The 12,416-nt window shown below is 63.4% G+C and carries 16 protein-coding genes; 11 read left to right on the forward strand and 5 right to left on the reverse strand.

Going from position 1 to position 12,416, the window contains the following annotated elements:
- Window positions 1-95: 95 nt before the first annotated feature.
- The 3 genes from EN955_RS15530 (at window position 96) to EN955_RS15540 (ending at window position 2,973) form a co-directional block, all read left to right on the forward strand.
- Window positions 96-1,286: an NAD(P)/FAD-dependent oxidoreductase gene (locus tag EN955_RS15530; protein ID WP_024501744.1), complete on the forward strand. Its 1,191-nt coding sequence runs from the start codon at window positions 96-98 to the stop codon at window positions 1,284-1,286.
- A gap of 426 nt (window positions 1,287-1,712) precedes the next feature.
- The gene (locus tag EN955_RS15535) at window positions 1,713-2,744 is read left to right on the forward strand and encodes a hydroxyacid dehydrogenase (protein WP_024501745.1); all 1,032 of its coding nucleotides are present in this window, start codon (window positions 1,713-1,715) and stop codon (window positions 2,742-2,744) included.
- A gap of 109 nt (window positions 2,745-2,853) precedes the next feature.
- Window positions 2,854-2,973, forward strand: a complete 120-nt coding sequence (locus tag EN955_RS15540; protein WP_013530600.1) for a hypothetical protein — start codon at window positions 2,854-2,856, stop codon at window positions 2,971-2,973.
- A gap of 283 nt (window positions 2,974-3,256) precedes the next feature.
- On the opposite strand, the gene EN955_RS15550 is transcribed toward EN955_RS15540, so the two are convergent.
- Complete coding sequence (locus tag EN955_RS15550) at window positions 3,257-3,520, reverse strand: hypothetical protein (protein WP_013530598.1); 264 nt, start codon at window positions 3,518-3,520, stop codon at window positions 3,257-3,259.
- A 497-nt stretch (window positions 3,521-4,017) separates the two neighbouring features.
- Between EN955_RS15550 and EN955_RS15555 the strand changes: the two genes are divergently transcribed.
- Window positions 4,018-4,761 (forward strand): Crp/Fnr family transcriptional regulator, encoded by a 744-nt coding sequence (locus EN955_RS15555; protein WP_024501747.1) that lies wholly within the window; start codon window positions 4,018-4,020, stop codon window positions 4,759-4,761.
- Here the strand turns inward: EN955_RS15555 and EN955_RS15560 are convergent, their stop codons facing one another.
- The gene (locus tag EN955_RS15560) at window positions 4,762-5,067 is read right to left on the reverse strand and encodes a hypothetical protein (RefSeq protein ID WP_081714200.1); all 306 of its coding nucleotides are present in this window, start codon (window positions 5,065-5,067) and stop codon (window positions 4,762-4,764) included. It lies immediately after the preceding gene.
- 228 nt (window positions 5,068-5,295) lie between these two features.
- Here EN955_RS15560 and EN955_RS15565 point away from each other — a divergent pair, with 228 nt between their 5' ends.
- The 4 genes from EN955_RS15565 to EN955_RS15580 all read left to right on the forward strand — a co-directional run bounded on the left by EN955_RS15565 (window position 5,296) and on the right by EN955_RS15580 (window position 9,104).
- Complete coding sequence (locus EN955_RS15565; RefSeq protein ID WP_024501749.1) at window positions 5,296-6,042, forward strand: helix-turn-helix transcriptional regulator; 747 nt, start codon at window positions 5,296-5,298, stop codon at window positions 6,040-6,042.
- A gap of 163 nt (window positions 6,043-6,205) precedes the next feature.
- Window positions 6,206-6,499: a hypothetical protein gene (locus EN955_RS15570; RefSeq protein ID WP_013530594.1), complete on the forward strand. Its 294-nt coding sequence runs from the start codon at window positions 6,206-6,208 to the stop codon at window positions 6,497-6,499.
- A 217-nt stretch (window positions 6,500-6,716) separates the two neighbouring features.
- Complete coding sequence (locus tag EN955_RS15575) at window positions 6,717-8,687, forward strand: acyltransferase family protein (RefSeq protein WP_024501750.1); 1,971 nt, start codon at window positions 6,717-6,719, stop codon at window positions 8,685-8,687.
- Between the two features lie 111 nt (window positions 8,688-8,798).
- Window positions 8,799-9,104, forward strand: coding sequence for a hypothetical protein (locus EN955_RS15580; RefSeq protein ID WP_024501751.1), 306 nt, complete (start codon window positions 8,799-8,801; stop codon window positions 9,102-9,104).
- Between the two features lie 55 nt (window positions 9,105-9,159).
- Here EN955_RS15580 and EN955_RS15585 read toward each other — a convergent pair whose 3' ends face one another.
- Window positions 9,160-9,762, reverse strand: a complete 603-nt coding sequence (locus EN955_RS15585; RefSeq protein ID WP_024501752.1) for a DUF6456 domain-containing protein — start codon at window positions 9,760-9,762, stop codon at window positions 9,160-9,162.
- A gap of 251 nt (window positions 9,763-10,013) precedes the next feature.
- Here EN955_RS15585 and EN955_RS15590 point away from each other — a divergent pair, with 251 nt between their 5' ends.
- Window positions 10,014-10,295, forward strand: a complete 282-nt coding sequence (locus EN955_RS15590; protein ID WP_013530587.1) for a DUF982 domain-containing protein — start codon at window positions 10,014-10,016, stop codon at window positions 10,293-10,295.
- Between the two features lie 108 nt (window positions 10,296-10,403).
- Window positions 10,404-10,712, forward strand: a complete 309-nt coding sequence (locus tag EN955_RS15595) for a DUF982 domain-containing protein (protein WP_032898671.1) — start codon at window positions 10,404-10,406, stop codon at window positions 10,710-10,712.
- A gap of 249 nt (window positions 10,713-10,961) precedes the next feature.
- On the opposite strand, the gene EN955_RS15600 is transcribed toward EN955_RS15595, so the two are convergent.
- Window positions 10,962-11,630, reverse strand: a complete 669-nt coding sequence (locus EN955_RS15600) for a GcrA cell cycle regulator (RefSeq protein WP_024501754.1) — start codon at window positions 11,628-11,630, stop codon at window positions 10,962-10,964.
- A 112-nt stretch (window positions 11,631-11,742) separates the two neighbouring features.
- Window positions 11,743-12,033, reverse strand: coding sequence for a hypothetical protein (locus EN955_RS15605; protein ID WP_245265290.1), 291 nt, complete (start codon window positions 12,031-12,033; stop codon window positions 11,743-11,745).
- Between the two features lie 188 nt (window positions 12,034-12,221).
- Between EN955_RS15605 and EN955_RS15610 the strand changes: the two genes are divergently transcribed.
- The coding region (locus EN955_RS15610; RefSeq protein WP_164769881.1) for a helix-turn-helix transcriptional regulator at window positions 12,222-12,416 on the forward strand (195 nt) is incomplete at its 3' end.

Below are 12,416 nucleotides of genomic sequence, written 5' to 3' on the forward strand. Positions count from 1 at the left end.
ACGCGCGCCGGTTGCTTGCGGTTGATTTAGGTCCGGAGGATATTTTCTACCGGAGATTGTGAAACGCGCCGTTGCCACCAGAAAGAGCAGCAAAAATGAGCATCTCAGAGGCCGGCCCGGCCCAAGTCGATGTGGCGATCGTCGGCGCCGGAATGGCCGGCACGACCTTGGCAATGCTGTTGGGACGAGCCGGCCGCAAGGTGGCGCTGATCGACCCGCACCGCGTCCACCACGAGGAATTCCGGGCCGAGAAGATCGGCATGGATCAGATGCTGCTGTTCGAAAAGCTCGGCCTCGATGCGACACTCAAGCGTCTCGTCACCTCCACGACCGACACGCATGTCTTTCGCCTCGGCCAGTTCTTCGCGCATGAGAAGAAGGCTGAATTCACATTCTCCTATGGCGCGCTGATCAATGGCCTGCGCGACGCCTTGCCTGCGCAAGTGCCGCTGACGGTCGGCAAGGTAACCGAAGTCTCGACTGGACCGGACCGGCAGCGGCTTGTGCTGGCCGACGGCACCGTCATCGATGCCCGCCTGCTGGTGGTGGCAACCGGTCACGGCGAGGCGGTGCGGCGCGCCGTCGGCGTCGAGCGTATCGAGCAATCGAAGGCGCATTCACTGTCGATGGGATTCGACCTCGCCATCTCGCCCAGCGATTTCGGTCATCAGTCCGTCACCTGCTACAGCAGGCGGGCCGCCGACCGTATCGCCTACATCAGCATCTTTCCCCTCGGCGACAAGATGCGGGCGAACATGTTCCTCTATCGCAACGTGGCCGAGCCGTGGACGCGGGCGTTCCGTCAGGAGCCGCAAAAGATGCTCTGCGAATTGATGCCCGAAATAGCCGTGCGATGCGGCAACTTCGAAGTCGCGAGTCCTGTCGAGGTCAGGCAGATCAGCCTGAGCACGACGCAAGGCCATCGCCGCGACGGGGTCATCTTCATCGGCGATGCTTTCTGTACCACGTGTCCGACGCCGGGCGTCGGCATCGGCCGCGTGATGACCGATGTCGATCAGCTCCATTCGGTTCACATTCCACGCTGGCTCGAAACTCCAGGCATGGCGGCTGACAAGATCAACGCCTTCTATGACGACCCGGTCAAGGTGGCTGCCGATGAGGATGGCATGCGGGTCAGTTACTATGCCAAGTCGATTACCGCCGACACCGGGCTGGAATGGCGCGTGCGGCGCCTGCGCAACAACACCGCGCGCCAGCTGATGATCATCGGCCGTAAGGTCCGGCATCTGGGACAGAAGCAGGCGCCCATGGCCAATATGCGATAGGGCGCGACCAGTCGCGCCCTATCGATTGCCGTTATTGATTGCCCTTGTCAGGCGAATGCGTCAGACGCCAATCAATCACTGACGGCCGGCGGAGGTGTCGATGGGGCAGTCTGGGCCGTGACACCCGAAAGCCTGTCGCGCTTCTGCAAGGTTGGTTTCTCGTATTTCTTCACTGTAAAGTGCCCTCCAAATTGATACGGCGCCAGCAGAACCAATTCCCTGCCCCGTGTCAATTGTGCCATTACTGGTTCTTACGTCGTATCCACGCCATCGCGGTCAAACGATTCTTCACTGTTGCATTGCCGGCACATATCGGCTCCGACAGGTCACCTCATCCCAGCGCCAATCCCGCTCTCCTCGGCCGCGCGATGTTGTAAATCGTTTCATCCAAGGTATTTTGGCCATTGGGGAACAGAGGGAATAGTCATGTCCAACAGCGCCTTGCCGCTGGTCATCAGTGCGCCTGAACCACGCACGCTCGACCTGATCTTCACAGCCCGGCAGCTGGCGCGGCTCAAGGCGCACTATCGCATCGTCGAGACGACCGCTGACGGCGTAGCGAAACTGCCGGCCGACGTGCTGGCCGAGGTGCGTTATATCATCGGCCAGCCGCCCATATCGCCCGAAACGCTCGACCGGATGAAGGCGCTGCGCTGCGTCTTCAATGTCGAGACCAACCTCATCAACAACATGCCCTACGAGACGTTGTTCGCGCGCGGCATCCATGTCGTCACCACCGGCCTGGTGTTCGCCGAGCCGGTCGCGGAGCTTGGCCTTGCGATGGCACTCAATCTCGCCCGCGGCATCGTCGATGCCGACCTCGCCTTCCGCCAGGGACAGGAACTGTGGGGCGGCGACGGCAACCAGACGGCGCGGCTCTTGTCTGGCGCCGATGTCGGCATCATCGGTTTCGGCGATCTCGGCCGGGCGCTCAACCGGCTGCTGTCGGGTTTCCGCACCCGCACCAAAGTCTTCGATCCGTGGCTGCCGCCATCGATCCTCATCGACAACGGCGTCGAGCCGGCCTCCCTCGACGAGGTGCTGTCGACCAGCGACTTCATCTTCGTCGTTGCCTCGGTGACCAGCGAGAACCAGGGTTTTCTCGGTGCCGACGCCTTTGCCGGCATGCGCAAGGGCGCTGCCTTCATCCTGCTCAGCCGCGCCGGCGTGGTGGACTTCCCGGCGCTGATGGCGGCGGTAAAGAGCGGCCACATCGTCGCCGCCAGCGACGTTTTCCCCGAAGAACCGCTGGCGCGGGACCATCCGGTGCGCGCCCTGCCCGGCTTCCTGCGCTCGGCTCACCGCGCCGGCGCGCTCGACATCGCCTTCAAGCGCATGGGCGATATGGTGCTGGAGGACATGGACCTGATCGACCGCGACCTGCCGCCGCTGCGCTCCAAACGCGCCGAGCGCGAGACGGTTTCGCGCATGCGTTCCAAGCCGGCCGACAGGAATTGAGGCGTGGATTTTCGTTCGGGTTGGCCGGCCCTCGACCAGGTCGGCTTGACAGGAGCGCGGCCGGCGATGACGCTGCCGCAATCGAACTTTGCGGAGGGAGGCCGTGACCATGAAGAAGATCTATGAAAAGCCGATGCTGCTCAAACGACAGAAACTCTCCGCCGTGACGGCGCAGCAAGCCACTTCAGGAGTGACCGGTCCGATCGGCCCGACAGGCCCGGCAGGCTGACGCCTCACGGTGTTCGATGAAGGTAGCATTGGACGCGCCCGCGGGTCGGCGGCGAGACGGCAGTCGCTCAAGGCGCAGCATCAGTGTTTATGGCTGCTCTTCGCTCTGCGGGCAACCGCTTCCATAAAAGAGCGGGCGGCAGCGTCACAGGCTGTTCTGGACGGTCCATTCGCGGACAGCACGACCTCCGCGGCCTTCCGCGACATGCCGTATTTCCGGGCGAAGACCGCAGCGTCGTAAGGTTCGTTTTCGGCCGGTGCCGCGGACGTGATCCTGGCCTTGGTCATTGGCGGGTCCGCCTGAAACTCTCAAGCAACTCGCCTTCATTGCGGCAGCCATTCTGGAACAGCGAAAACACCGTGGCTGCCAGAAGCTGCACGTCCGACTCCCCCGACATGCGATCAAATTTGCGCTCCAGGCAGACCCGATCGAAGACGCGCTGGCACAGTTGCAGATCGGAAGGATGGAGACCGGGATTGCGCTTACGAAGGCTCGACATAAGAAGCCCCTTTCGGAGCAGCGGCCACTTTTGATGCATGTCGTCCAAAAGTGACCTCGGCTTTGGGAGAACGACATGCGTAAACAAAGACCCTAAAGCGCATCGCATAAATCCGATCAAACGCGATGCGCTTTAGACGCTGTGGGTCAAAAAATGAAATCGGGCTGAGCAAGAGTCAACATCGGCCTCATCACAGTAAGTATCGTACAATTCTCCCCCCGGTCCTCCCCCTTCTTCGAACGGTCCCCAGGCCCAGCGCGACATGGCGCTTTTCATTGGCCAGCGGATTTTATCGGCGTGATCCGGCGCTCTCATGAAATATGTCGGTTTTGTACCAAATGGCGTTTGGTACGTTTCCGACACTAACATTCAGGCCGATCTTTTCATATGCGAACAGGCGTTGGGGGGCGCCGTGCTTCGAATTTCATATCGCATTGATATCTTTCTGCGTTCAGAGCCCCTATACATAGGCCATCGTCCTCACGTTTTTACGGGCACGGACGGCTGGGAGATTGGATGGCTCTTGCCCTGCATTGGGCCACGCCATGTCTGATCCCAACAAAAACTCTGATCCCGACGGGAACCATCCGTACCGAAACCAACTGCTGCGGCGCATGCCTGCGGATGATCTGGCGTTGCTCGAGCCGCACATGCAGCGCTGCGACTTGCCATTGCGCATGATGCTGGTGACCCCGAATGTTCCGATCGAGGCCGTCTACTTCATCGAACAGGGCATTGGTTCGGTGGTCGCCAGCACGGCAAGCGGCCAAGAGGCCGAAGTGGGCTTCATCGGCTTCGAAGGCATGACGGGATACTCCCTGGTGATGGGCGACGACCGTGCGCCGCATGCCTGTTTTGTCCAACTCGAAGGCGAAGCGATCCGCATCGAAGCCGGCGCTTTCAAGGCAGCTTTGGAGGCAAGTGCGACCTTGCGCATGTTCCTGCTGCGCTTCGTCAACGCACTACAAACCCAGGCCGGCTGCACCGCGCTCGTCAACGCGCGGCTGAAGCTCGAGGAGCGGCTGGCGCGATGGCTGCTCATGTGCGACGACCGGGTGCCCGGCGAACATCTCGCCATCACCCACGAATTCCTGGCCATCATGCTTGGTGTCAGGCGGCCAGGCGTCACCGTCGCGCTTCAATTGCTCGAAGGCCGCGCGTTGATTCGCTCGAGACGGGGCGAGATCGTCATTCGCGACCGCGCCGGGCTGCTGGAACTCGCCAATGGCAGTTACGGCGAAGCCGAGGCCGAATATGCAAGGCTGATCGGCGAGATCGGCGCGGCCTGATCAGGAGCGGCTGCCGCCGGCATCCGGCTTGCCCAATGTCGCTTTGCCGGGCGGTGCCGCACCGCCTTTTATGGGCCCATCCCTGCCGATCGGCCCATCCCTGCCGATCGGCCCATCCTTGCCGATCGGCAAGCCGGCATACTCCAGGCTTGCAAGCTTGCACTTCGTCTGCTCGGCCGCCGCTCCGACAAGGCAATCAATGGTGAACATGGCACCGGCGTGATCGCTTGACGCGACCGCCTGGCGGATCTTCGTCAATTGCGCCTGCGTGTAGTCCAGAAGCTCGACCAGGCCGGTATGATCCAAACCGCCCTCCATTACAGGATGTCGAGAGGCCGATCCGAGGTCGCTCTTGCCACCGAAATACGCCCATTTACACGGCTTGCATAGCCGGACTGTCAGAATCGTACAGCCTACGCTCTACGGGATCGTTGCCTATTGGCCAAAGGTCCATCTTCGCGCCAGCGCCGCGGCATGCAAGTGTATATAAGCTATCGCTTGAATGCTGGTCCGTACGTCTGTCGGGGAGATGTCGTGCCAATTCGCGAGAATCTCGCCGCCAATCTCAGGCGGCTGGTCCAGCGCCACGCTTCCGTCAGCGCGGTGTGCCGTGAGCTTGGCATCAATCGCACCCAGTTCGAGCGCTATCTGCAAGGCAAGGCGGTGCCCAACAAAACCACCGCCAGGCTGATCTGCGATTATTTCAAGATCGACGAAAACGAGCTGTATCGCGAGCCGGCTGTTCCCGCAGCCAAGGGCGACGGCAACGCATCGCTGCGCGAGGCACTGTACGAAAACATGGTGCGGCCGCCGTCGCCCGCCATCGCCGGCGGCACTTATTTCACCTATTTTTCGGTCCCCGGCCGCCCCGACCTTCTGATGCGCTCGGTCACCTTCCTGCGACGTGAGGCCGAGCTGGTCACCTTCAGGCGGGTGACGCGGTGGGCCCCGGGCGATGGCCAGGGTGGCGCCAGAATGCCCGGCAACCACTACGGCGTAGCGATCTCGCGCCTGAACTGGATCTATTTCACAGGCATCAACCGCCGCCAGACAAGCGAGCCCTCGATCATGACCGTACAGTGGGCTCCCATCTCCGAACCGGTTCTGGTCGGCAGGGCGATCGTCCTCACAGGATCGGGGCCGGCCTTTGTGCCGGTCATCATGCGGCAGGACTTCACCAGGGTCAGCATGAAGCGGGCGCTGCAGATGGCCCATATCGTCAGCCTCGACGACCCCAGCGTCGATCGACTGGTGGTCAGTCTCGCACGAGGGACCCGATAAACTCGCCTCCCTACGGGAAAAATCGGGGAAAGTTTCAAGTTTTTCGGCTATATTTTTCCTCGTTTCGGCTTTTCTGCGCAAAAAATGCCGGAACTTTCACCCAAACCTGTCGTTTTCCAATGGATCGTTGCTTCGACGATCCCAAAGCAACAGGAGAGTACCCATGAACATCAAGATGATCTGCTTGGGCGCCATGGCACTTTCGATGGTCGGCGGCGCGGCGTTTGCCAAAACGTCGGCTCTCGACGATCCAGCCAAGATGCAGCCCTTCTACACCGATAGCAGCATGAAGACGATGGTCAGCAACGACGACTTCGTGAAAGCCTGGAAGGCCCTTACGCCGGACGACCAGACCGCGATGATGAAGGCCTGCGAGGACGAGGCGAAGGACGCCACTGCGGCCAACAGCCATCCCGAATTCTGCAGCAGCGTGAAAGCGAACGGCGGCAGCAAGTAGCAGTCCAGCAACCCGAATGAGAAACAGCCCCGCGCGGGGCTGTTTTGCGTCTGCCGCAGGTGTGCAGACAAGCCAGCCACGCAAGGATCGGGCCCGGCCGGCACCCGGCCCATCTCCCCATTTCTGCCATGTTGCACTGCGATAAATTTGTTGCATTGCGATATCGGCCTGCACCGCCGACATTGCACAGGGGCTGGGCTTGCACGAGGGAGCCGTCGTGGCAGCATCGTTCCGGCCGGACATACAAGGATTGCGCGCGCTCGCCGTCGGCGGCGTCGTCGCCTACCATTTCGGCCTCACCGCGCTCCCCGGCGGCTTTGCCGGCGTCGACATCTTCTTCGTCATCTCGGGCTGGCTGATATCGACCCACCTCATGCAGGAGCTCGGCGAGACCGGCCGGCTCGACCTCTGGCGCTTCTATGCCAGGCGCGCGCGGCGGCTCCTGCCGGCAGCTTTGTTCGTCATCCTGGTCACGCTGGCCGCCGGCTACTTCATCCTGGCGCCGCAGGAGCAGGCGCTCTATTCGCGCGGCGCCATGTTTGCCTCCGCCTATGCCATCAATCTGTGGCTGCTGCGCTGGTCGTTCGACTATTTCGCCGCCGACGCCACCAGCAATCCCTTCATCCACTTCTGGTCGCTGTCGGTGGAGGAGCAGTTCTATCTAGCCTGGCCGGCGCTGCTTCTGCTGGCCGCCTGGCTGCGGCCGGGCCGGCGAACGGCCGCAGCCATGATCGGCGTGGTCGGCCTCGCCTCCTTCGCCGCCTGCCTGTGGCTGACCAGCCCGGCGCCGGCCTGGGCCTTCTATTTCTCGCCGCTGCGCGCCTGGGAGTTCGCTGCCGGCGGCCTGGCGACGCTGGTCCCCATGGCTTTGCTGCAGCACCGCATCTGGCTGCGGCCAGCCCTTGGCTGGCTCGGCCTGGCGCTGATCGCGACCGCCTATCGCCTGTTGAACGAGGACCTGCCCTTCCCCGGCTGGTATGCACTGCTGCCGGTTGCCGGCACCGTGCTGGTGCTGCTGAGCGGCGGCTGCGGGGAACAGACCAACGGGCGGACCGACCGGCACGTCCTTGGCCCGGCCACCGCTTTGTCGCTGCCGCCCTTGCAATGGATCGGCACGCTCTCCTATTCGCTCTATCTCTGGCACTGGCCGGTCATCGTCTACGCCGGGATGCTGACGCCCGATCTTACGGTGCCGCAGCGGCTGGGCTGCGGCGTGCTGGCGCTGGCGCTGTCGGTGCTCACCTATCACCTCATCGAGAACCCGGCACGACGCGGCGCCTGGCTGACGGTGGGCGCTCGCGCGCTCGCACCCGCGCTGGCGCTGACCGGTGCCGGCGTGGCGGTCGCCTACGCCAATGCGCATCTGGCCACGCGCAACATCGGTCCCGAGCAGCGCGGCATCGAGCAGGCGGCCGAAAGACCTTCCATCGCGCGGGCCGTCGACAAGAACTGCCTGGCCGACTTCCAAACGGTGACGCCGAAACCCTGCATGTTCGGCCCGGCCGATGCCACCCGCACCATCGTGCTGTTCGGCGATTCGCACGCCGACCACTGGTCGACGCCGCTGATCGAAGCAGCCAGGCGCAACGACACCAAGGTGGTCACCTATCTCAAATCATCGTGCCGCGCCTCGCGGCTCTCCACCTTCAACACGGTGCTGAAGCGCGACTACACCGAATGCGACGCCTGGCGCGAGCAGGCCATATCAGAGATCATCCGCCGCAAGCCGCGCCTGGTGGTGATCTCCGAATTTTCCATCGGCAATCTGACCCGCGATCTGCCCGCCGCCGAACGCACCGCCGAAGTAGCGCGCTGGCAGGCCGGCCTGCGCTCGACCTTGCAGGCCTTCAGCCGGGCCGGTGTCGAGACGGCAGTCATCCGCGACACGCCGATCAACGCCAGCTTCGCCGGCTCCTGCGTGGCGCGCACCCTGTGGTGGCGCGAGGCACCCTCGCCGCACTGCGACACGCCAAGGGCCGAAGCCGCCAACGACAGCACCGCCGCCACCGAGCGCGCCGTGGTGACCAGCGTGCCCGACACCCGCTACATCGACCTCACCAACCAATTCTGCGGCCCGACCACGTGCCACGTCGTCATATCAGGCAAGCTGGCGTTTCGTGACAGGCACCATCTGGCGACAGGCTTTGCCGAGACACTGGCGGGGCCATTGGAGAGGGCCTTGTTTTAGGCGCCTGGGCATCTGCGCCCCGGTCTGCATTGTTCGTCACATCTTACGAATCTGTGGAACGAGGCTGCAACTCGGCAGTTATATTAGCCTAACCTTGAAAAGGAGGCAGCTATGAAAAAGCTCCTGCTTGTTTCGGTTATCGCCATTGCTTCGGCGGCGGCGATGATCGCCCCCTCCGACGCCCGCAGCCGTATCAGTATCGGCATTGGCGGCTATGCAGACGACTATTACGGCGACGATTATTACAATGGTTACGACTATGGCGATCGCTACTATCGCCCTTATTACCAGTACGACGCCTATGACAACGGCTACAGGCCGCGCTATTACCACCGTCACCACCGTTGCCACATCGCACTGGTCAAGCATTGGCGCCATCACCACAGGATCGTCGAGGAAATCCGCGTCTGCCGATGATCTGATCCTGTGAAAAATGATCCGGCCGGCGCCGCCGGCCGGATATTTGCGCCGCTCACCCCACCCGCCTCCTCATCATCATCCCGTAATGCACTGCCAACAGATCCAGCCCCACCTTCAGCAGCTTCGTCACCACGTTCCGGCCCTCGCCGGTTTGCTCGGACAGGCGCTTGAGGGAACCGTCCGCGCAGCAGACTTGTCGTACCACGGCGGCCACCTCCCAATGGCCTAACGCTCTTGTGGCGGCGGCATAGGCCCTGCCGGCGTCGAGAACGCTGTCGGCGATGCCGCCGCCCTCGCGGCCGCCGTCGATGCGCTCGGTCCAGCGCATCGGCTTGACATCAGCCTGCTGACTGCAGCGGAAATCCTCGCGGTAGCGCAGGCCTGCCTCGCGCTGCTGGCGCGACAGCGAGGTGATGCCGACGAGCGCATCGATGGCGCGCAGCCGCACGATGCCGCCGGTCGCGGCGCAGCCGTCATTCGACACTTCGTAGACACGCGCAGCCTCCAGCGTGCCCGCTGCCAGCCGCTTGCGGCCGAAGGCGTCATCCCTGAGCGCGAAATCATGGCCGATCTCGCGGCGTATGCGCACCTGCTCGGCCTCGCCCTTCGGCAATTTCGGCGCCTGCGGTTTTGCGGGTCTGGTCTTTTTGCTCATGGAAGGCTCCTGGTTGGGATGGGTGGTGGAGGCCGGCACGTGGCGATCCTTCGCGCGCCCTCGGCGCTGCCGGGCATCTCCCCACGCGGTGGCAGAGCGGAGCGGAGCGCTGCTCGGTTGGCCTTCAATGAACCGTAGGTCGTCGCCTCTTCGCCGCCGCGCCAGCATCCCTGCCGTCCGGCATCCAGGCTGATGGAACCGGCGCGAGTTTTCGACGTTATGTCGCGTCCATGCCAAGGGGAGGTTCGCCGATGACAGCCTTCATGCCGGTTACCGTGCGCTTTTGCGACAACAAAACCATGCTGGTCAGTTCGGTGGCCGGAGCCGCCGAGGCACTGCGCCACCAATGGCCCGACAAGACAGCGCCTGGCTATCTCGAGGCTTCCCGGCTGGTTACGCTCGCCGTGGACGGCATCTGCTGCCAGCGCATCGCGTTCGACGCCTTCACCAGGGCGGCCAAGCAGCAGAACATACTGGTCGACAGGCCCAAAAGCCGCGCCCATGACTGGCTGGATGCGGTGGCTAGCCCGTGAGGAGCGGGCGCCGCCCGAAAAATTGATGCAACCGGCCCCCAGCGGGGCGCGTTTATGGGTGCGGTAGCTGGAGCCGCGCGCAAAGCGAAGGTGAACGCCGTGGGTACGATGAAAACCGGAGTGCCGCTCAAAGTGCGGGTGGAAGATGAGATCGAAGAGATCGAAAGCGTCAGCGAAGCCGCCGATTTTCTCCAGCGCTGGCCGCTGGAGCGGCGCGGTCATGTCTACCGCAGCGCGTTGAACGCCTGCAGCGCGGCGATTGCCGCCCAGATTTCCGAAGCCGACGCCATGAAGGTGTTTACCGGCTTTGCCCGGGTGACCGGCATATTGGTCGGCGAGGGCAACCCGCCGATGGCGATGGACGCAAGGAGCATGCAGAGCCGCACGCCCAAGCAAGGCCGGCAGATGCCGAAATAGGGCTTTGCTTCTTTCTCCCCGTTTACGGGGGTGAGGTGTGATCCGAGCAGCGGACGAAAAGCCAATTGCTTGGCTTTTCGAACAGCGAACGCCCGGCAGGGCAATGAGGGGCGGCGCCAGCGCTTCGGTAAGTGGCATCTGAATCGGATGCTTGAATTTCATGTCAGCTTCCATCCTGCCTCGTCAGCGCTGCCCCTCATTGCCCTGCCGGCACCTTCTCCCCGTGAACGGGGGAGAAGAGATCAAACCTCACCCCTTCGCAACAAATACGCGGCGCTGGAAGCGCGCCTGGTGGTAGGTACAATAGCTTTTCAGCGCCCTGGTGCGCATGCCGCAGCACAGCATGTCGGCGCCTGGGCGGCTGCCTGGCGCCCCCTCTTCGGCAATAGAAATGTCCGGATCCACCTCCACCGTCAGATCCAGCGGCGCACGGCAGCGTGAAAACAGGCAATCGATGAAGCGCATCGCCACGCCATGCGGCTGCCGGCCGATGGCCGCGCGCGGCGGCGTCGGCGCCTCCAGGCGATAGGCCACGCCGTCGGCGATCAGCACGCCCACCTCGCGCACCAACGAATGCGCGCGCCTGGGCCGGGCCACTTCACGCGCATGGATGTCCTTGGCGGCAAGCACGCCCTCCATCTTGCCGACGACAGGCGTCGCTTTCGCCGACGCGCCACTCGCCCGCTTGCTTCCAGCGCGCTTGCCCACGGCCTGCCTGGATCGCGGCGGCGGCCCCTTGCCATTGGCAAAGCCGATCGCGCCGAGCATGGCGTTGCGGTGCACGATGCCGATGATGGCGTCGCGCGACACCGGACTGCCGCGCAACGCGCTGAACGCGACTGCAATCCTGGAGGCTGAGAACCCATCCTTCAGCCAGCGGGCGATCTCGTGCAATTCCGCGTCGCTATAGCTTGCCATATCCAGCTCCATCCAAAGTTCGGCCGCGCGCCGTCGGGCAGCGTCAAGGTTCGACCCGGTCGCCAGGCCGCAGTCAGTTGTTTTTCAAGAGCCGGCTCTCAGCCGACCAGCCTCAGCCGGCTTGGGCCGATTTCCCGCCGGCAAGGTGCAGAAGCCGCGCTTCGGCCGTGTTTCTGTCCAGGGCGGAAACCGCCCTGCCCGTCAGCCTGTCGAACAGGATGACGGTGCCGTCCTCGGTGCGGATGCAGGATCGGCCTGCCGCAAAAACAGAGCCGGCGCCATGCCGGCCGAATTGGGGGCCGAAGCCGCTGGGAGCGGCGGCTCCGGCCGTTCCGGTCGCCGGAGACAGGCGGCGGACCGGACCCGAGGCTGGTGCGGTCAGGCACTGGGCCTCGGGCTTCATCCGGGCCGGGGAGGAGGACGGCTGGGATGAAAGGGAATGGGCGGTTATGAACGCCGGGCGCGCCTCGCGTGAGGCCGGCGACTCGGCGCCATCAAAGCTGGACAGGTTTTGCATGACCGGATATAAGCATAACTCGAAAATAGATGCAAGCCATTCTTTCATAGACGAGAGCGGCTTTCATCCCTCACATGGGCGCCATGGCAAAAACGGAACTGTCGATCAAGGTCGGAGCGGCGATCCGCAAGGCGCGCAAGCAGCGCGGCCTGGTCATGCGCCACATCGCCGAGCACAACGACACCGATGTCGCCGCCGTCGGCAACTGGGAAACCGGCCGCAATCTGCCCAAGACCGAGAACCTGCTGAAGACCGCCGCCTTCCTGCGC

The organism is Mesorhizobium sp. M7A.F.Ca.CA.001.04.2.1, assembly GCF_003998485.1.
Taxonomy (GTDB): Bacteria; Pseudomonadota; Alphaproteobacteria; order Rhizobiales; family Rhizobiaceae; genus Mesorhizobium; species Mesorhizobium ciceri.

Excerpts from the sequence above, each read along its gene's own strand:
- EN955_RS15530 (WP_024501744.1), top strand. The coding sequence starts at position 96 with ATGAGCATCTCAGAGGCCGGCCCGGCCCAAGTCGATGTGGCGATCGTC.
- EN955_RS15535 (WP_024501745.1), top strand. The coding sequence starts at position 1,713 with ATGTCCAACAGCGCCTTGCCGCTGGTCATCAGTGCGCCTGAACCACGC.
- EN955_RS15540 (WP_013530600.1), top strand. The coding sequence starts at position 2,854 with ATGAAGAAGATCTATGAAAAGCCGATGCTGCTCAAACGACAGAAACTC.
- EN955_RS15555 (WP_024501747.1), top strand. The coding sequence starts at position 4,018 with ATGTCTGATCCCAACAAAAACTCTGATCCCGACGGGAACCATCCGTAC.
- EN955_RS15570 (WP_013530594.1), top strand. The coding sequence starts at position 6,206 with ATGAACATCAAGATGATCTGCTTGGGCGCCATGGCACTTTCGATGGTC.
- EN955_RS15580 (WP_024501751.1), top strand. The coding sequence starts at position 8,799 with ATGAAAAAGCTCCTGCTTGTTTCGGTTATCGCCATTGCTTCGGCGGCG.
- EN955_RS15585 (WP_024501752.1), bottom strand. The coding sequence starts at position 9,762 with ATGAGCAAAAAGACCAGACCCGCAAAACCGCAGGCGCCGAAATTGCCG.
- EN955_RS15590 (WP_013530587.1), top strand. The coding sequence starts at position 10,014 with ATGACAGCCTTCATGCCGGTTACCGTGCGCTTTTGCGACAACAAAACC.
- EN955_RS15595 (WP_032898671.1), top strand. The coding sequence starts at position 10,404 with ATGAAAACCGGAGTGCCGCTCAAAGTGCGGGTGGAAGATGAGATCGAA.
- EN955_RS15600 (WP_024501754.1), bottom strand. The coding sequence starts at position 11,630 with ATGGCAAGCTATAGCGACGCGGAATTGCACGAGATCGCCCGCTGGCTG.
- EN955_RS15605 (WP_245265290.1), bottom strand. The coding sequence starts at position 12,033 with ATGAAGCCCGAGGCCCAGTGCCTGACCGCACCAGCCTCGGGTCCGGTC.